The 21187-nt window shown below is 49.1% G+C and carries 23 protein-coding genes and 1 riboswitch; of the genes, 21 read left to right on the forward strand and 2 right to left on the reverse strand.

Annotated features, from left to right (window positions below; all coding sequences use genetic code 11):
• The first annotated feature begins 18 nt into the window (after positions 1-18).
• Positions 19-1182: an MFS transporter gene (locus M1L66_RS07480; RefSeq protein WP_434691913.1), complete on the forward strand. Its 1164-nt coding sequence runs from the start codon at positions 19-21 to the stop codon at positions 1180-1182.
• Entirely contained in the window at positions 1179-2558 is a 1380-nt protein-coding gene (locus M1L66_RS07485; protein WP_434691915.1) for an MATE family efflux transporter, read from the forward strand. Before M1L66_RS07480 ends, M1L66_RS07485 begins: the two co-directional genes overlap by 4 nt.
• Before the next feature lie 147 nt (positions 2559-2705).
• On the opposite strand, the gene M1L66_RS07490 is transcribed toward M1L66_RS07485, so the two are convergent.
• Positions 2706-3101, reverse strand: a complete 396-nt coding sequence (locus M1L66_RS07490) for a type II toxin-antitoxin system HicB family antitoxin (RefSeq protein WP_187022343.1) — start codon at positions 3099-3101, stop codon at positions 2706-2708.
• Entirely contained in the window at positions 3098-3316 is a 219-nt protein-coding gene (locus M1L66_RS07495; protein WP_434691917.1) for a type II toxin-antitoxin system HicA family toxin, read from the reverse strand. The genes M1L66_RS07490 and M1L66_RS07495 overlap by 4 nt, the downstream gene beginning before the upstream one ends.
• A 299-nt stretch (positions 3317-3615) precedes the next feature.
• Positions 3616-3725, forward strand: a riboswitch (TPP riboswitch).
• Positions 3726-3827: 102 nt separating this feature from the next.
• Here M1L66_RS07495 and thiM point away from each other — a divergent pair.
• The 19 genes from thiM to M1L66_RS07590 all read left to right on the forward strand — a co-directional run bounded on the left by thiM (position 3828) and on the right by M1L66_RS07590 (position 21162).
• Complete coding sequence (gene thiM, locus M1L66_RS07500) at positions 3828-4652, forward strand: hydroxyethylthiazole kinase (protein ID WP_434691920.1); 825 nt, start codon at positions 3828-3830, stop codon at positions 4650-4652.
• Positions 4636-5298: a thiamine phosphate synthase gene (gene thiE, locus M1L66_RS07505; protein WP_187022340.1), complete on the forward strand. Its 663-nt coding sequence runs from the start codon at positions 4636-4638 to the stop codon at positions 5296-5298. The genes thiM and thiE overlap by 17 nt, the downstream gene beginning before the upstream one ends.
• A 36-nt stretch (positions 5299-5334) precedes the next feature.
• Complete coding sequence (locus M1L66_RS07510) at positions 5335-6000, forward strand: HAD family hydrolase (RefSeq protein ID WP_320961644.1); 666 nt, start codon at positions 5335-5337, stop codon at positions 5998-6000.
• 168 nt (positions 6001-6168) lie between these two features.
• Positions 6169-7047 carry a bifunctional hydroxymethylpyrimidine kinase/phosphomethylpyrimidine kinase gene (gene thiD / locus M1L66_RS07515; RefSeq protein WP_434691923.1) on the forward strand — a complete coding sequence of 293 codons (879 nt, stop codon included), beginning with the start codon at positions 6169-6171 and terminating at the stop codon, positions 7045-7047.
• Positions 7037-8341: a putative hydroxymethylpyrimidine transporter CytX gene (cytX, locus tag M1L66_RS07520; protein ID WP_434694216.1), complete on the forward strand. Its 1305-nt coding sequence runs from the start codon at positions 7037-7039 to the stop codon at positions 8339-8341. The genes thiD and cytX overlap by 11 nt, the downstream gene beginning before the upstream one ends.
• Positions 8342-8566: 225 nt before the next feature.
• Positions 8567-9361 (forward strand): class I SAM-dependent methyltransferase, encoded by a 795-nt coding sequence (locus M1L66_RS07525; protein WP_434691926.1) that lies wholly within the window; start codon positions 8567-8569, stop codon positions 9359-9361.
• A gap of 185 nt (positions 9362-9546) precedes the next feature.
• The gene (locus tag M1L66_RS07530; protein ID WP_434691928.1) at positions 9547-10080 is read left to right on the forward strand and encodes an RNA polymerase sigma factor; all 534 of its coding nucleotides are present in this window, start codon (positions 9547-9549) and stop codon (positions 10078-10080) included.
• Between the two features lie 35 nt (positions 10081-10115).
• Positions 10116-10856 carry a hypothetical protein gene (locus M1L66_RS07535; RefSeq protein WP_434691930.1) on the forward strand — a complete coding sequence of 247 codons (741 nt, stop codon included), beginning with the start codon at positions 10116-10118 and terminating at the stop codon, positions 10854-10856.
• A complete protein-coding gene (locus tag M1L66_RS07540; RefSeq protein ID WP_434691932.1) occupies positions 10841-11710 on the forward strand; it encodes an ABC transporter ATP-binding protein in 870 nt (289 codons plus the stop codon). The genes M1L66_RS07535 and M1L66_RS07540 overlap by 16 nt, the downstream gene beginning before the upstream one ends.
• Positions 11710-12789: an ABC transporter permease subunit gene (locus M1L66_RS07545; protein WP_187022332.1), complete on the forward strand. Its 1080-nt coding sequence runs from the start codon at positions 11710-11712 to the stop codon at positions 12787-12789. The genes M1L66_RS07540 and M1L66_RS07545 overlap by 1 nt, the downstream gene beginning before the upstream one ends.
• A gap of 317 nt (positions 12790-13106) precedes the next feature.
• Positions 13107-14102 (forward strand): ROK family protein, encoded by a 996-nt coding sequence (locus M1L66_RS07550; RefSeq protein ID WP_187022331.1) that lies wholly within the window; start codon positions 13107-13109, stop codon positions 14100-14102.
• Between the two features lie 53 nt (positions 14103-14155).
• Complete coding sequence (locus M1L66_RS07555; protein ID WP_002601086.1) at positions 14156-14767, forward strand: sugar O-acetyltransferase; 612 nt, start codon at positions 14156-14158, stop codon at positions 14765-14767.
• Positions 14768-14890: 123 nt separating this feature from the next.
• A complete protein-coding gene (locus M1L66_RS07560) occupies positions 14891-15442 on the forward strand; it encodes a hypothetical protein (RefSeq protein ID WP_320922397.1) in 552 nt (183 codons plus the stop codon).
• 190 nt (positions 15443-15632) lie between these two features.
• The gene (locus tag M1L66_RS07565) at positions 15633-16853 is read left to right on the forward strand and encodes a phosphoenolpyruvate hydrolase family protein (protein WP_434691935.1); all 1221 of its coding nucleotides are present in this window, start codon (positions 15633-15635) and stop codon (positions 16851-16853) included.
• Positions 16850-17179 carry a cytochrome C biogenesis protein gene (locus M1L66_RS07570; protein ID WP_434691937.1) on the forward strand — a complete coding sequence of 110 codons (330 nt, stop codon included), beginning with the start codon at positions 16850-16852 and terminating at the stop codon, positions 17177-17179. Before M1L66_RS07565 ends, M1L66_RS07570 begins: the two co-directional genes overlap by 4 nt.
• A gap of 218 nt (positions 17180-17397) precedes the next feature.
• Positions 17398-18231 (forward strand): creatininase family protein, encoded by an 834-nt coding sequence (locus tag M1L66_RS07575; protein ID WP_434691939.1) that lies wholly within the window; start codon positions 17398-17400, stop codon positions 18229-18231.
• 16 nt (positions 18232-18247) lie between these two features.
• Entirely contained in the window at positions 18248-18703 is a 456-nt protein-coding gene (locus tag M1L66_RS07580; protein ID WP_320922394.1) for a GNAT family N-acetyltransferase, read from the forward strand.
• 385 nt (positions 18704-19088) lie between these two features.
• Positions 19089-20312 carry a Tm-1-like ATP-binding domain-containing protein gene (locus M1L66_RS07585; protein ID WP_434691941.1) on the forward strand — a complete coding sequence of 408 codons (1224 nt, stop codon included), beginning with the start codon at positions 19089-19091 and terminating at the stop codon, positions 20310-20312.
• A gap of 19 nt (positions 20313-20331) precedes the next feature.
• Entirely contained in the window at positions 20332-21162 is an 831-nt protein-coding gene (locus tag M1L66_RS07590; protein WP_110321500.1) for a phosphoenolpyruvate hydrolase family protein, read from the forward strand.
• Positions 21163-21187: the final 25 nt, after the last annotated feature.

A 21187-nucleotide genomic window follows, 5' to 3' on the forward strand; every position in this document is an offset into this window, starting at 1 on the left:
GGATATAGAGGAAATTCTATGAAGCAGAATAAAAACGCAACATCTTATGCCCTTGTGGCTCTTTCCTTTTTGAGCCTGGCTTCCAGCGCCGTAAGTCCTGTTTTAGCCAGTGTGGGGGAGGCCTATCCGGACGTTTCTTCCACCATGATTTCTCTGCTGACCACGCTGCCCTCTCTTTTGGCTATTCCAATGACCTTGATCTGCGGCCATATGGCCGGGAAGAAGGTATCATACCGCACATTGACGATCTGCGGTCTGACCTGTAATCTGATCAGCGGTATTGCTCCGTTCTTTACTCATAATTTTTATCTTCTCCTTCTGTGGAGGGCTCTGTTTGGCTGTGGTACAGGAATCCTTACTCCCCTGATTATGCCTGTTATGATGTCCGTTTTTCAGGGGGAGGAGGTACATCGACAAGCCAGTTTAAACGCAGTTGCCACCAATATTGGAGCTGTCATGTTTCAGATGCTCGGCGGCGTAGCCTGTGCCAAGTGGGGGTGGCAGGCAACCTTTTTGATTTATATTGTGGTATTCCCGGCTCTGGTGATTGTAGCCAGAATCATGCCGGAGCCGCCGGCTCTTACGAATGAGGAAAAAAATAAAAAGATTCCGATGTCTCTGTTCCGCCCTATATTAAAATGGTGTATTCTTTATTTTTTCCACATGATATTATTCTATGTCTGCATTACGGAAACATCTGCCGTTGTAATGAAAAACGGATTTGGAAGTTCTATGACAGCCGCAGTGATTTTATCTATGGTGACTCTCTCCGGTGTTGTGGGAGGCTGGCTGTATAAATTCATTAACAAATGGGAGATACGTGCTTTAGGAGGCGCTTACATGTTTCTGGCGGCCGGCTATCTGCTTATGACGGTCAGCCCTGACGTGATGACACTGGGATTGGGAGCCGTTATGATTGGAATCGGTTTTGGTGTGAATATGCCTGCTATTTCAGTATTTGCAGGCATGGAAGTACCTGGTTATGCCCGAAGTAATGCAGCTTCTGTTCTTAACGTCTTCGGAAGTCTCGGCAGTTTTCTGTCCAAGTTCATACTTGCAGCGGTGGCAGGAGCCTTTGGTTACGAGAATGGAAAATTTAATTTTGCTTTTTGTGTGTGTGCCTACCTGGTTATGGCCCTGTTCTGTTTTTTATCAGGAATGAAAAGAAGAGATGCTGTATGAAAACATCTGTTGAAGTAAAAGAAAATAAGATGGGAACCATGAAAATACCGTATTTGCTGTTCAATATGGCCTGTCCTCTCATGATCTCATTAATGGTTCAGGCCATGTATAATATAATCGACAGCCTTTTTGTTTCTCGTTTGGGTGAAAATGCGCTGGCGGCTATTTCCCTGGCGGTTACTCTGCAAAACCTGATGAGTTCTACGGCCTCTGGGCTGGGAGTGGGAATTAACGCTTTAGTCACCTCATGTCTGGGTGAAAAAAATAAAAAGAAGGCTTCTGAGGCAGCCTTAAACGGGATTTTGATTGAAATGATCTGTATGGTACTCTTCTTGTTTGTCGGCTTATTCTATACACAGGAGTATTTCCTGCTGCAGACAGACAATGAGGAAATCATTGGCTATGGTGTTCAATACTTACAGTTCTGTATGGTGGGATCTCTTGGAATCTTTGGAGAGGTGACCTTTGAGTGTCTGCTGCAGGCAACTGGGCAGAATTCGTGCACCATGATAACCCAGGGAACCGGAGCTGTTATTAATATCATACTGGATGCGGTATTTATTTTTGGGCTGTTTGGATTTCCTGCTATGGGTATTTTTGGAGCTGCACTGGCCACTGTGTGCGGGCAGTGGATTGCCATGGGATTGGCGGTCTTTTTGAATCTCAAGAAAAATACAGATATTTCATTCTCTTTAAAGGGATTTCGGCCCGATCGCCATATGATGGCTGCGGTCTTCCGGGTTGGAGTTCCTACTACTGTTATAGCCTCTGTAAGCTCTCTTATGTCGTTTCTAATGAATCGTCTTGTAGCGGAGTTTTCCACTACTGCAGTAGCTGTTTTTGGGATTTATAACCGGCTTCAGCATTTTGTCCAGACACCGATGATCGGTTTAAACAGCAGCATGGTATCCATTGTTGCTTATAACTATGGCGCAAAAAGTAAAAAGAGGATCATGGATTCCGTGAAATGGGGGATGATTTATGGCTGTACTGTTATGATTTTAGCTTCCTCCTGTTTTGTGTTCTTTCCGGAAGTGCTCATGTCGCCTTTTCACCCTACGGAGGAGATGCTTCGGGTGGGCATTCCGATTTTCAGGATAGTAGGCTTTACCTTTCTGTTTTCACCAACCTCTGTGATTTGCAGTTCCCTGTTCCAGGGGATGGGAAATGGCCATTACAGCCTGATTGTTACCACCGCCAGACAGCTTGTGGTTCGGATTCCGCTGGCTTACTTTCTTGCACAGTTTGGAAACATGGCTCTTATCTGGTTTTGCTGGCCAATATCAGAAGTATGCTCGATTTTGATCAGCGTGTTCTTTCTTATGAAAATATATCATAAGAGAATCAAGCCGCTGGAAACAGTCTGTGGGGGATGACATTCAAGATATCGTGGAAGAATAGACGTATTACAATAAATTTCGCGATTTATCGCGATTGAAATCACGATTTGAGCGTGATAATAGGAAAAAGCAGCGTGATGATTATAGAAATTAAAAATATCTGGTCATGGCTTCAGGCAAATTTCACTTTGCCTGAAGCCTTTTTAATAACGCCTCCTGAAGAATCTGTGAGAAATTAAGACCGGCGTTCGATGCTGCTTCATTCAGCCATTCGGGGATCGTCAGCGTCTTCTTAACGGCTTTGCTGCGGTACTTTTTTCGATATACCATGGTGTCGCACAGAATGTAATTAACAAATTGGCCTTCTTTAAGTATAATATCTTCCAAATTGCCTGGCGGAGGGATGACGCGGTTGTTCGCTTCATATTCATATAGAACCAGGGCCAGGGCATCCTGTGCCATCTCGATGCCGTCCTTTAAGTCGTCGCCGCAGGTATAGCATCCTTCCAGATCCGGAAAATGGATAGACCATCCGGTTGATTCTGGTGTAAAGATGGCAGGATAAACGTATTTATTCATGTAAATGCTCCTTTTTCATGATGAAATTCTGACATGGATACTCCTGTATCTGTCAGAATAGAGTTCAAAGTACCTGTTGGGATCTCTGATTTGTGCCGGGGGACCGGGAACTGCCGGTCGGTGACGGGGCTGTACCAGATATCATGCTTCTTTCCATTTCGGTATAGATAACATCCATGTTTCTTTAGTAATTTTAATAAATTTTTCGTTTTCATTGTCTCTCCTCTAATATAACACGTGTTAATACGTGTGTCAAGCGGCGGTTAGTGTAACCCTTAAATTTATATTTTATGAATATTTAGAAAAGGAAGCATAAAGGGAGAAGAATGATAGGAATTCCGGTATATAATGGATTTAGAAAATTGGAATTATTAGATGATCAGAATAAAATCTCATTTACTATTTAGTATCCAGTGTACCAGAACATAATATAAAAATCAATCAGTAATATTCGAAAGATGTGTGAAATATTTTATACTTGAATTAATCTTCAATCGTAGTATAATGTACCTGTAATCAAAAAACGGGGTGCTCGCTGAAAGCGGGCTGAGAGTAGGCTGTTTTGCCTTGACCCATTAACCTGATTTGGATAATGCCAACGTAGGGAACATAGAAAAGCATGTATTTTATGCTGCAATGATACCTGTGGGCGTCATTGCAGCTTTTTTTGTGCAAAAGGAAGTTTTGTTTTTCATAGTCCTTACCAAAGAAGAAAAGGAGAATATCATGTTAAAAGAATGTCTGGAAAATGTCAGAAAGAAGTCGCCGCTGATTCATAACATCACAAATTACGTCACGGTAAACGACGTAGCCAACATCCTGCTGGCCTGCGGAGCGAGTCCGATTATGGCGGATGACAGGAACGATGTGGAGGACATCACCGCAATCTGCGGCGGTTTAAACATTAATATCGGCACGCTGAATCAAAATACGGTTCCGTCCATGCTGCTGGCCGGAAAAAAAGCCAATGAGCTGGGGCATCAGGTCCTGCTGGATCCGGTTGGAGCGGGAGCGGGTACATTTCGGACCGAGACGGCTTTAAATCTGATGAGGGAAGTGCGCTTCGATGTGATCCGCGGAAATATTTCCGAGATCAAGACACTGGCCAGAGGCTTTGGACGCACGAAAGGCGTCGATGCGGATGCGGCAGACGCTGTAACGGAGGACAATCTTTCCGGGGCTGTCACATTTGTGAGGGAAATGGCGGCTGGCCTTGGCTGCATCATCGCGGTTACCGGTGCGATCGATCTGGTATCTGACGGAAACAGCACTTACGTGATCCGCAACGGCCGGCCGGAAATGGGTCAGATTACCGGAACCGGATGTCAGCTTTCCGGGCTTATGACCGCATATCTGACAGCAAACCCGGACAATCGTCTGGAAGCGGCAGCAGCAGCTGTCTGCGCCATGGGACTTGCGGGTGAGATCGGATGGAGCCATCTGGAAAGCTATGAGGGAAATGCCACATACCGGAACCGGATTATTGACGCAATTTACCGGCTGGATGGCGATACACTGGAGAAAGGAGCCAGGTATGAAATTAGACAGTGACAGCCTGCTTAACAGCAGCAGCCTTCTGCTGTATGCAGTAACAGACAGAAGCTGGCTGGGAGAGGAGACTCTGTACAGTCAGGTGGAAAAGGCGCTGGAGGGCGGCGCCACAATGATTCAGTTAAGAGAAAAGGATCTGTCGGAAGAGGCATTTCTGGCTGAAGCCAGGTCCATCAAGGAGCTGTGCGGGCGTTATGGAGTGCCGTTTTTAATCAACGACAGCGTAGAGATCGCAGCAGCCGTGGACGCAGATGGTGTTCATGTAGGGCAGAGTGATATGGAGGCCGGAGATGTCCGCCGGAGACTTGGAGAAGGAAAGATCATCGGCGTGTCGGCGCAGACCGTGGAACAGGCGCTTCTGGCGGAGAAGCACGGAGCCGATTACCTGGGGGTAGGAGCCGTATTCCATACGGGTACGAAAAAAGATGCCAGCGATGTGAGCGGTCAGACGTTAAGGGACATCTGCGCGGCGGTACATATCCCGGTCGTGGCGATCGGCGGAATTACAGCGGATAATATGAAGCATTTGGCAGGAAGCGGTATCTGCGGCGTAGCTGTCGTGAGCGCCATCTTCGCTGAGGACGATATCGAGGAGGCCGCCAGGAGGTTGAAATGCGTGGCCGCGGCTGTAACAGAAAAGGAATAAAAACCAGCATCACAAAGTCGGAGAAAGGAACGACCGATGAAGGGAGCCATTTTTGATATCGACGGAACACTTCTGGATTCCATGTCCATGTGGGATCATGCCGGAGAGTGGTATTTAGCCCGCCTCGGCATCAAGGCCGAACCGGGACTTGGAAGACGTCTGCTTCCCATGAGCATGGAGCAGGCGGCCGGATATATGAGGGAGCAGTACTGCCTGGCACAGACCGAAGCGGAAATTGTAAGCGGAGTGGAAGAAACCGTAAGCCGGTATTACAGGGAGGAAGTTCTTCCGAAAGCAGGGGTTCCGGAGTTTCTTACCCAGCTTGGAAAACACGGTTTTGTAATGGCTGCTGCGACCTCCAGCAGCCGGAAGGAAGTGGAGGCGGCGCTTTCCCGATGCGGCCTTAAGGCGTTCTTCCGGCAGATATTTACCTGCACGGAGGTCGGGGCTGGAAAGGACCGGCCGGATATCTATTACGAGGCTCTCTCCTGCCTGGGAACAGAAAAAACGCGGACATGGGTGTTTGAGGACGCCCTCCATGCGGCAGTAACCGCGAAACATGCAGGATTTGCGGTTGCAGGAGTATATGATGAGGCCAGCGGAATGGATCAGGAAGCGTTAAAGAAGATTTCCGATTACTATTTAAAGGATTTCAATGATTTCCCCGCCTTTTACCGGATTGCTTCCGGGGCAGGTGAATGAAAATGAAATAGATTGAGGCGGTGAACTGCTGTAAATCCACCATGGCAGCACCGCCCCGCAGACCAGCGGCAGATTGGGGGCACCACCTTCTGTCGCTTAACAAAATGTAACGATTCAGCTGTGCGGCTGAATCATTACACAAAATTAATGCGAAGAGGAGAAAGAAAAATGAGAACAGCATTAACAATCGCCGGGACAGATCCCAGCGGAGGCGCCGGAATTCAGGCAGATTTGAAGACAATGACCGCCCACAGGGTCTACGGTATGAGCGCCATCACGGCCGTCGTAGCCCAGAATACTACCGGCGTAACAGGTATCATGGAGGTAACTCCGGAATTTTTGGCAGAGCAGCTTGACGATGTATTTACGGATATTTTCCCGGATGCGGTGAAGATCGGTATGGTTTCGTCCAGCGCTCTGATCAGAGTGATTGCAAAAAAACTGAAACAGTACCACGCGAAGAATATCGTCCTCGACCCTGTCATGGTAGCGACGGCGGGATCGAAGCTGATCAGCGACGAGGCCATATCCACGCTGAAGGAAGTGCTGATTCCGCTGGCTGATGTGATCACACCCAATATTCCGGAGATGGAAGTGTTGTCCGGTATGACAATTCAGTCAGACCGCGATATGGAACGGGCTGCTGCGAAGTTCGCAGGGGATACCTGCCACTGTGCCGTTCTCTGCAAAGGCGGCCATCAGCTTAACGATGCCAATGATCTCCTGTATACGGATGGGGAGAATCTCTGGTTCTATGGAAAACGGATTGCCACTTCCAATACCCACGGTACCGGATGCACGCTGTCCAGCGCCATCGCTTCTAACCTGGCAAAGGGCCGCGGACTTGCGGAATCTGTGCGCAGGGCGAAGGCGTATTTATCCGGTGCACTCGGAGATATGCTGGATTTGGGAAAGGGAAGCGGCCCCATGAACCATGCATTTGCCATCGAGGGAGAGTATGGCGATGACGCCGGTATGTCTGGTGGAGCAGGCGATGGAGGAAACAGCAGCGGAAGCTGCAGCGGAGGAAACTGCGATGGAAAATAAAGGGACGAGCACTTTAAACAACGGCCTGATCTGGTTTGGAGCCGGTGTCTCCATAGCGGAGATTCTGACCGGAACGTATCTGGCGCCTCTGGGATTTGAAAAAGGGCTGGCAGCCATTTTGCTGGGACATTTAATCGGCTGCACCATGCTGTTTTTCGCCGGCCTTATCGGAGGCATGAAACGGCTCAGCGCCATGGAGACGGTGAAGCTCAGCTTCGGCGGTAAGGGCTGCCTCCTGTTTGCCGTGTTAAATGTTCTGCAGCTGGTGGGTTGGACCGCGATCATGATCTATGACGGTGCGCTGGCGGCTAACAGCATTTACGGCACCGGCGCCTGGATCTGGTGTCTCGTGATCGGGGGCCTGATTATTGTCTGGATCTTGATCGGACTTAAAAATCTGGGAAAACTCAATACAGTGGCCATGGGGCTTCTGTTTATTTTGACGCTGATTCTTGGAAAGGTGATATTTTCCGGCCACGGCGGAAGCGTCCTCGTATCGGAAGAGGGGATGAGCTTCGGTGCGGCGGTGGAACTGTCTGTGGCTATGCCGCTTTCCTGGCTTCCGTTAATCAGCGATTATACGAGAGAGGCGAAAAAGCCGTTTCAGGCAACGCTTGCGAGCACACTGGTCTACGGTGTGGTCAGCTGCTTCATGTATATCATCGGAATGGGAGCGGCGCTCTTTACCGGTACATACGATATAGCAGTGATCATGGTCAAAGCGGGGCTGGGTGCTGCCGGGCTGTTCATAATTGTTCTCTCCACGGTTACCACTACGTTTCTGGACGCTTTTTCCGCCGGTGTCTCCAGTACGGTAATATCCGGGGCGGTTAAGGAGAAATGGGCGGCCATCGCGGTTACGGTGATCGGTACGATCGCAGCCATCGTGTACCCTATGGACAATATTACCAATTTCCTGTATCTCATTGGTTCCGTGTTCGCACCGATGATTGCGATCCAGATCGCCGATACGTTTATTTTCGCGGGCAACGAGCCAGGCGGACATGCTGGCATGTCCATCTGGCGACTGCTGCGGAAGTCAAATACGCCGTCGCTCGCGGCGGAGTGTTTGACTCTGAAAAATGATTTTCGAACTGTACGGTTCCACGTCCCCAACCTGGTGATCTGGGCATGCGGGTTTGTCCTCTACCGGATTCTGATGCATGTGGACACTCCGGTGGGTAATACACTGCCGGATATGGCGGCTACGATTGGCATCTGTCTCGTATATCATGCGGTCAGCAGTGCGGCCGGCAGTAAAAAGGTGAATAAGGCAGAGCCGGAGAGCGTGTAATAAGTTTCGTAAATATATAGAAATTCCCCCCAAAATATGATAAAATGAAAATTGTCTGCAAACAGCCGCGGCGCTTGATGACCGCGGCTGTTTTTTAGCAGTAACCAGGTTAGAATACCATGCTGGTATTGTAATAATAAATGTGAAAGGAGGTAACGGTATGGAACTGAAAAATATAATTAAGCGGAGGGCTTTGTTAGGGTAGCTCTCCCAAAGGAGCAGAAGATGGATTATATAGGAAATAATAAAGCAGCCTGGGAAGAGGCATTTGACCATAAACAGGATGGTTGGGGGGAAGAGAACTATAAGCGTTTACTGAACGAGAATCTCCCGTTTTTTTGTAAGGACATGGCGGCGGAGCTGCGGTCCATGGATTTTAAAGGAAAGAGCGCGGCACAGTTCTGCTGTAATAACGGGCGGGAGCTGCTGTCTCTCATGCAGCTTGGCGCGGAGAGCGGAACCGGATTTGATATTGCGGAAAATATCATCGCACAGGCGTCTGAAACCGCTGAAAAGGCAGGAATTTCGAACTGTCGGTTTGTCCCGTGTAATATTCTGGATATTGATAAGAAGTATCACAACAGCTTTGATTTTATTCTGTTTACAATCGGAGCGATTACATGGTTTGAGGATTTGAAGCCGCTGTTTCAGAAGGTATCGGACTGCTTAAAGCCAGGCGGTATCTTATTGATTCATGATTTTCACCCAGTCATGAACATGCTGCCCATGCCGGGCGAGCCTGAATTTGATGGGGAGCATTTAAACAGAGTTGTCTATTCTTATTTCAGAAATGAACCATGGATCGAAAACGAGGGGATGGGATATATGTCTGAACCGTATGAGTCAAAGACATTCACCAGTTTCTCCCATACCATGTCGGCCATAATCAACGCGGTCAGCGATTCACAGATGAGGATCGTAAGGCTGAAGGAGTTTGATTATGATATCGGCTTAACTGAAGTGTATGACGGAAAGGGATTTCCGTTGTCTTATATACTCACTGCTGAAAAATGCAGATGATTGTTCTGAGGGAGGGCGAAAGCAGAAGATGCTTTCGCCCTTTGTGTTTTTCAGAGAAATTTTCCTTCTGTTAAATTTTCCATTTTATTTAAATCCTTTCTTAAGTTTTCCGCGTTATATTATATGTAACACAAAGGAAGCCAGACAAAACCGGGCAGAAATCAGAAAAAGGGCGGTGATGGGGAGTGAATGAGAAAGAGATAATCAGGAGGATTAAACAGGGCGAAAAGGCGCTGTTTGAGACCGTGGTAAAAGAATACTATCAGGAAATCTACCATTTCTGTTTCTATAAGACGGGAGATGCGGAGAGCGCTTATGACTGCACCCAGGAGACGTTCCTCCATGTGATCCGGTTTCTGGATGGGTATACGGAGCGGAATCATTTCCGGGCCTGGATTTTTGGAATTGCGCGGAACGTGTGCAGCGATTTCTTCCGCAGCAGGAAATTCGTAACCATGGAAGAGGAGGCGCTGGAAGGCGTACAGGAGGAAGAGGAGGGATACCGCCGGGCGGAAATGCGGGACAGCGTACAGGCGGCATTAAACAGGCTTCCGGAGATGCAGAAGGATGTGATTATTCTGAGATTCTATTATGATATGAAGCAGAAGGAAATCGCCGCGGTCGTGGGGGCGGGAATCCCCACCGTGAAATCCAGATTGAAACAGGGAATGGAAAAGATGAGGCAGTTCTTAGAAAAGGACGGTGATTTACAGATATGAAATGGGTGTTTGGAGTCTCCGAAGAGGAGAAAGCGATGAGAAATGTACTGAGGCAGCATGAGGCGCCGGATATGACAGCCCTTCAGGAGCAGAAATTACGGATTCTATTAAGTGAGGAGCTGGATAAAAAGCGCCTGACACCGGCTCCGGGCATGTGGCGGCATATGTGGCGGCTGGCCCGGTTTATATCGCCGTCGGTCTGGATTTTACAGGCAGTATTTCTGCTTTTGGCCATATGGGTTTCTGGCAGGCAGACGGAGGAATGGTATCTCTGGAATTTGTCGGCCATGATTCCGTTTCTGGGCGTGATCTGTGTGCCGGAGCTTACAAAGAGCTTCAGCCTTGGAATGTGGGAACTGGAACAGAGCTGCTGCTTCAATTTAAGAAAGCTGATGGCTGCCAAGATGGCGGTCCTGGGAACCGTGGATGGCGTGTTCCTGATTTTTCTGATGGCGGCTGTGGGAAGCCGGGGAACCGGATTTACGGAGGCCGTCCTCGCCGTGCTTCTGCCGTTCCAGGTATCGAACGCGGTATATCTGGGGCTGTTTCAAGTGCTGAAACGCCACTGCAGCGGGTATGTACTCACCGCGGCGGGAATTTTTATGGCGGGAGGAATCCTGATGCTCAGGCAGTATCTTCCGGAGCTGCCCGTTACGGTTTCGGCTGGAATGGCGGCAGGTATCGGAATAGCGGGCTTCGTACTCCTGCTTGTGAGCGGATACGGGGTAGTAAAACAGATGGATAGAGAGGAGACAGTCATATGGAACTTCGGATAGACAGACTGACGAAACAGTATGGAGCGAAAATTGCGGTGGACCGCATGGATTTCACCCTGAAAGCGGGGGTATATGGACTTTTGGGCGCCAATGGGGCGGGGAAGACTACGCTGATGCGTATGATCTGTGATATTTTGAGACCGACCTCGGGGGAGGTGCTCTACGACGGGCGGCCTATCTCGGAACAGGGGGATGCCTACCGGATGGTTCTCGGCTATCTGCCCCAGCAGTTTGGCTATTATCCGGAATTTACAGCGAATAAATTCATGATGTATATGGCGGCGCTGAAGGGGCTGGGGAAGAGCGCCGCAGCGGCAAAGACACTGGAACTTCTGGAGCTGGTAGGGCTGTCCGAGGTGAAAAACAAGAAGATTAAGACATTTTCCGGCGGGATGAAACAGAGGCTGGGAATCGCACAGGCCATGCTCAATGATCCGGAGATCCTCGTTCTCGATGAGCCGACCGCAGGGCTGGATCCGAAGGAGCGGGTGCGGTTCCGAAATCTGATCAGTTCTTTTTCCAAGGATAAGATTGTGCTTTTGTCCACCCATATCGTCTCCGATATTGAATACATTGCCAATGAGATTCTCGTCATGAAAGCGGGAAAACTGGTTCATCAGGGAAAACCGGAAGAAGTGACGAAGGAGATCACGGGATTCGTCTGGGAATGCAGAGTACCGGCCAGTGAAGCGGATCGCTGGAATGAAAAGTATACCATTGGAAATTTGAGAAATGAAGGCGATTACTCCATACTGCGGGTGATTTCCGAGCGTAAGCCTGCCGGAAATGCCGTTCCGGTGAAACCAGTTCTGGAGGATTTGTACCTGTACTATTTTGAGGAGGAGAATAGTTAATGAAACAATTAATAAAATTCGAATTTTCTAAACTATTAAAAAAGAAGCTTGTTTTCATCGCGCTGGGGGCGTTTGCCCTTATTTACGCTACCATGCTCTGGTCGTGGATCTTTGGAAATGAATGGGCTGTCACGCAGGAGGGGGAGCAGATTTACGGAACTGAGGCGGAGCGGTACAACACGGAGATTGCAAACCGTTTTGCCGGTCCCCTGACCGATGAGAAGGTGCAGGAGATTCTGGCCGCGTTTCCGAGAACGGATGGGATGACGACAGGAGACGTGTCCAACAATACGTATTATCCGGTTGCGAATCTGTTTGCGGAGCGGGATGGAACGTGGAACGGCAAAACGGTGCAGGAGGTATTTCCGGAATTCGATGAGCCTCCGGTGATCGGTATGTCCAGCCGGTGGGAATCCTTCTTATACAGCATGATGTATATCGTTCTGATGTCCGGAATTCTGGTGGTCATTATCGTTTCCCCTGTCTTTTCCGACGAGTATACCAGCGGGATGGACGCTTTGATTCTTACCTCACGGTATGGGAAGAAACGGTGCGTCCTGGCAAAGGTGATATCTGCGTTCTGCTTCAGCATCACGATGGAAGCGGTAATTCTGCTGGTGGGATTTTTGCTGTTTGCCGCCGGGCGCGGACTGGAGGGATGGAATACAGATATCCAGCTGAGTGAGCTGATGGTATTTTCGAGGATTGCGCAGCCGCTCAAATGCTATGAGGCGGCGTTCCTGACGGCGTTTCTGGCGATGATGTCCACCATCACAGTGACCGGTCTTACCCTGCTGTTTTCAGTCCTTTGTCCGACCTCCTTTGTATCCATTATCCTGGCGGCCGTCACTTATCTGGCTCCCATGTTTTTAAATCCGGGAAGCCAGACGGCAAGGCGCATACTGATGCTGTTTCCTGTGAACAGCATCAGCGTTTCGGGAGTCATGAGCGTGGGCGGCTTTACGGCGGGGAGTCTGACCATTCCGCTTCTCGCTGCAGTCGGGGGCGTCGCGGTCGTGATGGCAGCTGCCGGCACTGGCGGGTGCAGATGCATTTTTTCGAAACATCAGGTCTGTTGAACGCCATGGCTTGCGCACTGGACTCTATAAACCGCGTTTCCAGCCGATGGAATCGTGTTTTTCGCACATTCCCAGCCGCTGGTGATGGAGGGAACGATTATATTTAAGATTATTAAACGGCTGCATGAATGACGGCGGACCTCCGGATCCTAAATAACGGCGATCCTTTTATCCGGAGTATCCTACAAAAAGGAATCTGGCTTAAAGAAAATTCGATTGACAGATTCCTTTTTCTGTGATAACTTATGAAAGAGACTTTATAAAGGTATTTTAGTAATGAGGGCTGATAAAACTTCTGCATAGGAAAGGAGGCGCGCATGGGAGCGGATGCAAAGCTGATGAAGGAATTGAATAAGCGGCAGCTTCGCCGGATCCTCCGGCAGTGTAAGGAGGCGACCAAGCCTGAGCTGGCGGATCGTACCGGATTGAGTGTGGTCACGATCAACAGCCTTCTGGAGGACTTGTTGAAGACAGGGGAGGTTGTGCAGTCGGGGCTGGCCCCTTCCGGGGGAGGACGCCCCAGCACGCGGTACCAGTACCGGCCCGATTACCGGTATGCGGTGCTGCTGTACGGCCATCAGAGTGAAGGAAGAAATCTGATGCATTTGGCTGTCGTCAATCTGATGGGCGAGTGTGTATGGCGGAAAGAAGAGTATTTCGACGAGATCCTGGTGGAGAGCTTTGAGGCGGTTCTCGACGATGTGATCGGCCGATTTCCGGAAATCAGTCTGCTGGCATTTGGACTCCCGGGGGAGGTGGTGGATGATGTGGTGACCATTCATGATTACCAGGCGCTCGTCGGGCCGGAATTTATGGCCCATTATAAGGAACGCTACCATCTTCCGGTAGTCTTCGAGAACGATATCAATGCCATGACATACGGCGCCTGCCGGGAAGGGGACGTGGAAAAGGCCACGGTGGCGGGAATTTATCTCCCGAGAATTTATCCGCCGGGCGCAGGACTCGTAATTCAGGGGAAAATCTATTATGGAACGTCCCACTGCGCTGGCGAGCTCGCCGGTCTTCCCGTGCCGGTTTCATGGGATTCACTGGATTATGGGCGAGAGAACGACGTCCTGGAGAACCTAAAGCTTCTGACCGCGGTGTATGGGTTTACAGTAGCTCCGGAAACGCTCATATTTTATGGTGATTTCTTTACAGGGGAGCTGCAGGAGCAGCTGAGGGCATACAGCGGGAGGCTTCTGGAAGGGAAATTCCATATGGATCTTATCTTCGCAGAAAATCTGGAACGGGATTACGAAGAAGGAATGAAGCGGCTGGCCCTGGAAGCGCTGTGGGAAGAAATGGAATAAAGATGAAGAAGTGATGAAACAGAGACAGAATCGAACATGAGGAGGAAGTAAAGATGAATCAGAGAGAAAGAATGTTAAGCGAACTGCCATATAAGGCGTGGGAGGATGGACTCGAGGAGGAGCGGAAGGAGAGCAGAAAACGGGTTCACCGCTATAACAATCTGCCTCCGGAGGCGGAAAAAGAGAAAGATGCGCTGATCCGTGAGATCTTCGGAAAAACGGGTGAGAATATCTTTGTGGAGGCGCCGTTCCGCTGTGATTATGGAACCCACATTGAAGCCGGAAATAATTTCTATGCGAATTTCAACTGTGTTATCCTGGATGTGGCAAAGGTGGTAATCGGCGAAAATGTCATGTTTGCCCCCAATGTGGCGGTCTATACGGCTGGCCATCCGGTTCATCCCGATTCGAGAAACAGTGGATATGAGTACGGAATCGGCGTGACAATCGGGGATAATGTCTGGGTCGGCGGAAATTCCGTCATCAATCCGGGCGTCCATATCGGCAATAACGTTGTAATCGGTTCCGGCAGCGTTGTGACAAAGGATATTCCTGATAATGCGATAGCCGTGGGCAATCCCTGCCGTGTGATCCGCTATATTACGGAAGAAGACCGGAAATACTATTTCAAAGACCGGGAGTTTGACGTAGACGATTATAAATAGGAAGGACCGCCAGCGTGTGAAACTTTTGTGATCTTTCCCTGAGAATTATTTACAGTTTCCTACTATCGTGGTATGATATGGCTGATTTCTGGAAAATGATGTGATACGAAAGGAGAATGCCATATGAAGATGATGGAACGATTGATTGGTTACTTAACAGGCCATTTTGATAATTCGCAGCAGCTGGAACGGTTCGAAAGAGAAGGGATCACCGGTTATCCCAGGGCGGAGCACAGGAATACCGTGTGCAATGACCGGATAACGGGGCTGCCGGCAGATTTTTCTGGAGTATTCGTTCTGGAGGAGAGCTATTATACGACGGACGGCAAGACGAATGCAATGCCGCATCTGTTCCTGTTTACGGAGGAAGAGGGAGGCATCAAGCTGACTTCCTACGATATGCCGGAGGGATACACGAAGGAGAACTTTACCAGCGAGAACTTAAAAGAGACTGCATGGGAAAGTCTGAAGATTTCAGAGAAGTTCACGCCGATCATTTATCACGAGGAGAACGGAGCCTTTGTGGGAAAAGGTGTCAGCATGTTTTCGCCGGTGCTGAAATTTAAGCTGGAGGAGAGATTCGACAGTGAGGTGCTGGAGGTCTCAGAGACCTTCGAGGTGAACGGAAAACGGACGTTTGGATATGATCTGCCGTTGGAATATAGAAGAGTGTAGTCTTTGTTGAATATTTTCAGATGGATAGTGATCCGGGGGCGGAAGCCCCCGGTTTTTTTGTACTGACAGAGGTTAAACTGTTACGACAGAGGAAGCAATCTTTTCCCAACACGTTTACATTTCCCCTACAACGCGGTAAAATACAAGGAACATGATATACAAGGAACATGACATACTCCCAGGAGGCAAAATGATTCCCAGAAATGAAATTCTAAAGCGCCTTCGCGCGCAGATCAACGTAAATGGACACATTATAGGTACGGTGGCAGGCTCGGGCATGACTGCCAGATATTCGGCCATGGGAGGGGCGGATTTACTTCTGGCGCTGAGCGCCGGGAAGTTCAGGATTATGGGAAGAAGCTCCTTCTCCAGCTATCTGTGTTATGGCGACAGCAACACGATCGTGATGGATATGGGCTGCAACGAACTGCTGCCGATCATAAGGGATACGCCGGTGCTTTTTGGCCTGTTTGCCAGTGATCCGATGATCAATCTCTATGATTATCTGCAAAAGATCCGTGAAAATGGTTTTTCCGGCGTTGTAAATTACCCGACGCTGTCACTGATTGACGGGAAGTTCGGGGAAGCACTGAGCGAAGAGGGGAATACCTATGAGAAGGAAGTGGAGGCCATTAAGCTGGCTCACTTTCTTGATTTATTCACCATTGCCTTTGTCGTGGACGCGGAGCAGGCCAGGAAGATGACGCAGGCCGGAGCCGATGTGATCTGCGCTCATCTGGGGCTGACCAAGGGCGGATTTCTGGGGGCGAAAAAGTACATCTCCATCAATGATGCGAGAAAGATATCGGACGAGATATTCAATGCCAGTGACGAGATTCGAAGCGATGTCATAAAGATGATCTATGCCGGACCGGCCAATACGCCGATCGACATGCTGTATCTGTACCAGAATACAAAATGTCAGGGCTACATAGGCGGTTCAACCTTCGACCGGATTCCTACGGAACGGGCGATTTTAAATACGACGAAGGCGTTCAAAAGCTACGGAAGCTTTGATGAAAAAGACCCCATGTCTAAGCTTCTGAACGGAAACTGGAATCCGGGCGATTACGTGGAATTTGTGAAAAAATATATCGAAGAGCACTATATGAAGGAAATTCAGCTGAGGGATTTGGCGGTGGTAGCCCACGTGTCCGGTTCTTATTTAAGTGTCAAATTTAAGAAGGAAGTCGGATGCAGCTTCACAGAGTATCTGGTGCGGTTCCGTATGAACAAGGCGAAGGAATTGTTCGAACAGAAAAATGCCTCCTGCAAGGAGGTTGCCGCCATGGTAGGATATGAAGATTACGCCCAGTTTTCCAGAATGTTTAAGAAGTATACGGGCATTCCGCCGGTGGAATATGCAAGGAAAGGGAGAGAAACACAAATACGTTCAGGAGGAAGCTTATGACTGTCGACGTGAAAAATGTGAAAATGGAACTGTACGTGCCGGAAGCGTATGTTGAACCAATACGGGAGGCGCTGACGCTGATCGGTGCATGCCGGGTCGGTAACTACGATCACGTGGTCTCTTACCATAGTATAAAGGGGACATGGAGACCATTGGAAAACAGCAATCCCTTTAACGGGGCAATTGGAGAAATTTGCTGCGGAACTGAAGTCAAAATGGAGATGCGCTGTCCGGTTGAACTGGCAGAGAATGCGGTCAATACGGTTAAAAAGATTCACCCATATGAGGAACCGGTCATAAATGTCATTCCGCTATTGGAGTTTTAACGGGGAGTCAAGCCGGAAGTATTTTCATAAAAAGGAGGAGTTGTGGGAGTCAGTAAAAAAGGAAAACGGAAAATTATGATAGACGGGAACGTGTACTGGTGGTTTGCAGAGGAGGGGGCCGGGGGCGAACCGGTATGCAGTATTTACGCCCAAATACATCGAGGAGTTAATCCGAATAGGAATTTCAGATAATTTCAACGCTTTAGGAGGGGAATGATATGTTTCAATCGATTTTTCAGAAGACAATGGCTGAGGAGAACTGGCAGGAAGTCCAGAAACAGGGGGCTGAGAATATACCGGCACTTTTTCCTCTGGGCGTCATTGAAGAGCATGGACCGCATCTTCCGTTAGGCTCTGATATTTACTGGAGTTATGCGATGTGCAGGAATGTGAAGGAAAAACTAAAGCATATGGGGAAAGAGAGTGTGATACTTCCGCCGTACTATTGGGGAGTGAATCACTGTACCGGGAGCTTTCCGGGGACATTTTCGCTGAAGCCGGAGACTATGAGGCAGGTGCTGTTTGAAATATTTGAAAATGTAAAGGATTTTTCCTTCCGCCAGGTATACTGCTTTAATTATCATGGAGATTCCTTCCATGTAAACAGTATTATTGAAACAATTAAAGAAGTGAACGAAAAGCTGGATCTTTCGGTCAAACTGGTCGTGGATGCAATGGATTTACCACTGTATGGATGGCGGGGAGATGAGAATTTTCTGTTGGTTGTGGATCCGGACTATCCAGTGGAGTGGTTTGAAGAGGAAGAACCTTCAGAACACGGATTGCTGGATATTCATGCAGGTGCGTTTGAGACTGCGGTTCTTCATTATTTTTGTCCGGAACTGGTTGATTTGGAGACTGCGGAACAGTTGGTCTCATCATCGCTGAATGAGGAAGGCATGGAAAAATGGCTCCAGGGCGGCAGTGTAATCAGGGAGGCGGCTCCTCTGGGCTATGCGGGTAATCCGGCGGGGCATCGCGCTGTCGCCAAACACGTGGCGGAAATGCTGGATATGCAGGTGGAAAATATCGTAAGCCAAATGAGGCTATGATGGAAGGCAGGATAAAATGGAACTGAATTATAGAAAAGCCGTGCAGGACGATGCGGAACTTCTGATTGAAATGTATAATGCGGCCTTCCATGCGGATTACATTCGCTACGGGGAATGCCCAGCGTATGGGAAGACGAAGGAAGCGATGGAATTATCCATTGCCGGATTTCCCAAATACATTATTTTGAGTAAGGAAGTCCCTGTTGGTGTGATTTCTCTCGTGAACAGAGGGGATGGACAGTACCATCTGGGGTGTTTATGTATTATTCCGGAATATCAGGGGAAGGGAATCGGTTCCCGGGCATTTCGGCATATGCTGTCTGTTTTTCCTGACTGGAAGCGGATTACGCTGGAAACGCCTGCGGATAAAGAGGAGAACATCGCATTCTATACGAAAAAATGTGGATTTCATACTGGGAATAAGGAGATGGATGGAAATGTGGAGGTTATTACTTTCTATATGGAGCGCTAAGGAAGATTGCGCGTTTAGGAAATCAATGCATATATGAAATAGAAGATCACTTTATATAATTGAAAAAAGATCAAATCATGAACAGAGAGGCAGCGGTACCGCAAAAGTACCGCTGCCTCTCATTTTTGTACCCAAAAGTAAAAAAGCGGGAAAACGCATATCCAGGCGCTGCAAATCGCTTTAAATTCTAAATATAATATAAACACAAGGATAGTTAATAAAAACAACAACATTTAGAAATATAAACACAAAAGAAGATAAACTAACAACATTTATTCAGAAATGAGGGAAGTGTACAATATATTTGTAGCAGGGAAGCAAAAACGGGGATAGAAATACAGCGAAAATCACGGCCGGGTTTCGCTGAAAAGAAGGAGAGGTTTACATGAAAACAATAGCAATCGCAGGAACCTTTGATACGAAAGGAAAGGAATATCTCTACGTAAAGGGACTGGTTGAGGAACTGGGGCTGCACGCATTAACCATACATACCGGCGTGTTTGAACCAGAGTTTACGCCGGACGTGTCCAACACGGAGGTGGCAGCCGCGGCCGGATACGATATCCGCGCCATTGTGGAACGAAAGGACCGGGCCATGGCGACAGAGGCGCTGTCGAAAGGAATGGAGACACTGGTTTTGCAGCTGTACGGGGAAGGCAGGTTTGACGGGATTCTGTCATTTGGAGGTTCAGGGGGAACTTCCATGGTGACTCCGGCCATGCGGGCGCTGCCCATCGGAGTTCCCAAGCTTATGGTGTCAACCATGGCTTCCGGCAACGTGGAGCAGTATGTGGGCACCAGCGACATTGTGATGATGCCGTCCATTGTAGATGTAGCCGGGCTGAACTCCATCTCAAAGGTGATTTTCAGAAATGCGGTCCTTGCCGTCTGCGGAATGGTGAGGCTGAAAGAGGAGCTGAAGCCGGAGACAGGGGATCACAAGCCTCTGGTTGCTGCGACCATGTTCGGTGTTACGACGCCGTGTGTTGGATTTGCAAAGGAGTGTCTGGAGACGCATGGGTATGAAGTCCTGGTATTTCATGCGACCGGTACCGGGGGGCGGACGATGGAAGCGCTGACGGACGCCGGATTCTTTAAGGGCGTGCTGGATCTGACCACGACGGAGTGGTGTGACGAGGTGGTGGGCGGAGTCCTGGCAGCAGGCCAGACGCGCTGTGAGGCGGCGGCCCGCTGTGGGATTCCCCAGGTGGTTTCCGTAGGGGCCATGGATATGGTGAATTTCGGGCCGTTCGATACGGTTCCGCAGAAATTTGCGGGAAGAAATCTCTATAAACATAATCCGACCGTTACCCTGATGAGGACCACGGCCGATGAAAATAGAGAGGTTGGAGAAAAGCTGTCTGAGAAGCTGAATCTGGCTTCCGGAAAGACTGCGCTGCTGCTTCCCTTAAATGGCGTATCGGCCATCGACGCGGAGGGCCAGCCATTCTACGGACCTAAGGAAGATCAGGTGCTGTTTCAGACACTGCGTGACGGGGTGAACCGGGACGCTGTTGAGATCATGGAACTGGATTACAATATCAACGATAAGGAATTTGCCGTATGCGCGGCTGAAAAATTAATGGAACTTATGGAACGAGAAGCATAAGAACAAGGAGGATTTAAAAATGAACAGAATGACAAGAAGTGAGATCATGGAAAAATTCCACAAAGAGGTGGAAGAGGGAAGAATCCTGGTAGGCGTTGGCGCAGGAACCGGAATTACGGCGAAATGCAGTGAAAAGGGCGGAGCTGACATGCTGATTATCTACAATTCCGGTCGTTTCCGTATGGCTGGCCGCGGTTCCCTGTCAGGGCTGCTGGCGTATGGCGATGCCAATAAGATCGTACAGGAAATGGGCTCCGAGGTGCTTCCGGTCGTGAAAAACACTCCGGTTCTCGCCGGTGTCTGCGGTACGGATCCTTTCCGTGTGATGGACCTGTTTCTGAAACAGCTGAAGGACCAGGGCTTCAACGGTGTGCAGAATTTCCCGACCGTAGGATTAATTGACGGCAAATTCAGAGCTAACCTGGAGGAGACAGGAATGGGATACGGACTGGAGGTTGACATGGTCCGTGAAGCACACAAGCTGGATATGCTCACCTGTCCATACGTCTTCGATCCGGAGCAGGCAAAAGCCATGGCGGAAGCCGGAGCGGATATACTGGTTGCCCATATGGGACTGACCACCAAGGGAAGCATCGGCGCGGAGACAGCGCTCACGCTGGATGACTGCTGCGTAAAGATCAGGGAGATTATCAAGGCGGGAAGAGAAGTGCGCCAGGATATCATGGTTATCTGCCATGGCGGCCCGATCGCAGATCCTGAGGATGCCGCCTACGTAATCAAACATGTGCCTGAAATCGACGGATTCTTCGGCGCTTCCTCCATCGAGCGCCTCGCATCAGAACGTGGAATGACCGCACAGACAGAAGCATTTAAGGCCATTGAAAAATAAATACTAATATGCCCTGGGGCTGCAC

The sequence above is a fragment of the Hungatella sp. SB206 genome, assembly GCF_051132295.1.
In the GTDB taxonomy this organism is placed as follows: domain Bacteria; phylum Bacillota; class Clostridia; order Lachnospirales; family Lachnospiraceae; genus Hungatella; species Hungatella effluvii.

Coding starts and splice junctions, on each gene's coding strand:
- M1L66_RS07490 (WP_187022343.1), bottom strand. CDS start 3,101: ATGAATAAATACGTTTATCCTGCCATCTTTACACCAGAATCAACCGGA.
- M1L66_RS07580 (WP_320922394.1), top strand. CDS start 18,248: ATGGAACTGAATTATAGAAAAGCCGTGCAGGACGATGCGGAACTTCTG.
- cytX (WP_434694216.1), top strand. CDS start 7,037: ATGGAAAATAAAGGGACGAGCACTTTAAACAACGGCCTGATCTGGTTT.
- M1L66_RS07590 (WP_110321500.1), top strand. CDS start 20,332: ATGAACAGAATGACAAGAAGTGAGATCATGGAAAAATTCCACAAAGAG.
- thiD (WP_434691923.1), top strand. CDS start 6,169: ATGAGAACAGCATTAACAATCGCCGGGACAGATCCCAGCGGAGGCGCC.
- M1L66_RS07545 (WP_187022332.1), top strand. CDS start 11,710: ATGAAACAATTAATAAAATTCGAATTTTCTAAACTATTAAAAAAGAAG.
- M1L66_RS07550 (WP_187022331.1), top strand. CDS start 13,107: ATGGGAGCGGATGCAAAGCTGATGAAGGAATTGAATAAGCGGCAGCTT.
- thiM (WP_434691920.1), top strand. CDS start 3,828: ATGTTAAAAGAATGTCTGGAAAATGTCAGAAAGAAGTCGCCGCTGATT.
- thiE (WP_187022340.1), top strand. CDS start 4,636: ATGAAATTAGACAGTGACAGCCTGCTTAACAGCAGCAGCCTTCTGCTG.
- M1L66_RS07540 (WP_434691932.1), top strand. CDS start 10,841: ATGGAACTTCGGATAGACAGACTGACGAAACAGTATGGAGCGAAAATT.
- M1L66_RS07480 (WP_434691913.1), top strand. CDS start 19: ATGAAGCAGAATAAAAACGCAACATCTTATGCCCTTGTGGCTCTTTCC.
- M1L66_RS07575 (WP_434691939.1), top strand. CDS start 17,398: ATGTTTCAATCGATTTTTCAGAAGACAATGGCTGAGGAGAACTGGCAG.
- M1L66_RS07570 (WP_434691937.1), top strand. CDS start 16,850: ATGACTGTCGACGTGAAAAATGTGAAAATGGAACTGTACGTGCCGGAA.
- M1L66_RS07525 (WP_434691926.1), top strand. CDS start 8,567: ATGGATTATATAGGAAATAATAAAGCAGCCTGGGAAGAGGCATTTGAC.
- M1L66_RS07555 (WP_002601086.1), top strand. CDS start 14,156: ATGAATCAGAGAGAAAGAATGTTAAGCGAACTGCCATATAAGGCGTGG.
- M1L66_RS07565 (WP_434691935.1), top strand. CDS start 15,633: ATGATTCCCAGAAATGAAATTCTAAAGCGCCTTCGCGCGCAGATCAAC.
- M1L66_RS07585 (WP_434691941.1), top strand. CDS start 19,089: ATGAAAACAATAGCAATCGCAGGAACCTTTGATACGAAAGGAAAGGAA.
- M1L66_RS07535 (WP_434691930.1), top strand. CDS start 10,116: ATGAGAAATGTACTGAGGCAGCATGAGGCGCCGGATATGACAGCCCTT.
- M1L66_RS07495 (WP_434691917.1), bottom strand. CDS start 3,316: ATGAAAACGAAAAATTTATTAAAATTACTAAAGAAACATGGATGTTAT.
- M1L66_RS07560 (WP_320922397.1), top strand. CDS start 14,891: ATGAAGATGATGGAACGATTGATTGGTTACTTAACAGGCCATTTTGAT.
- M1L66_RS07510 (WP_320961644.1), top strand. CDS start 5,335: ATGAAGGGAGCCATTTTTGATATCGACGGAACACTTCTGGATTCCATG.
- M1L66_RS07485 (WP_434691915.1), top strand. CDS start 1,179: ATGAAAACATCTGTTGAAGTAAAAGAAAATAAGATGGGAACCATGAAA.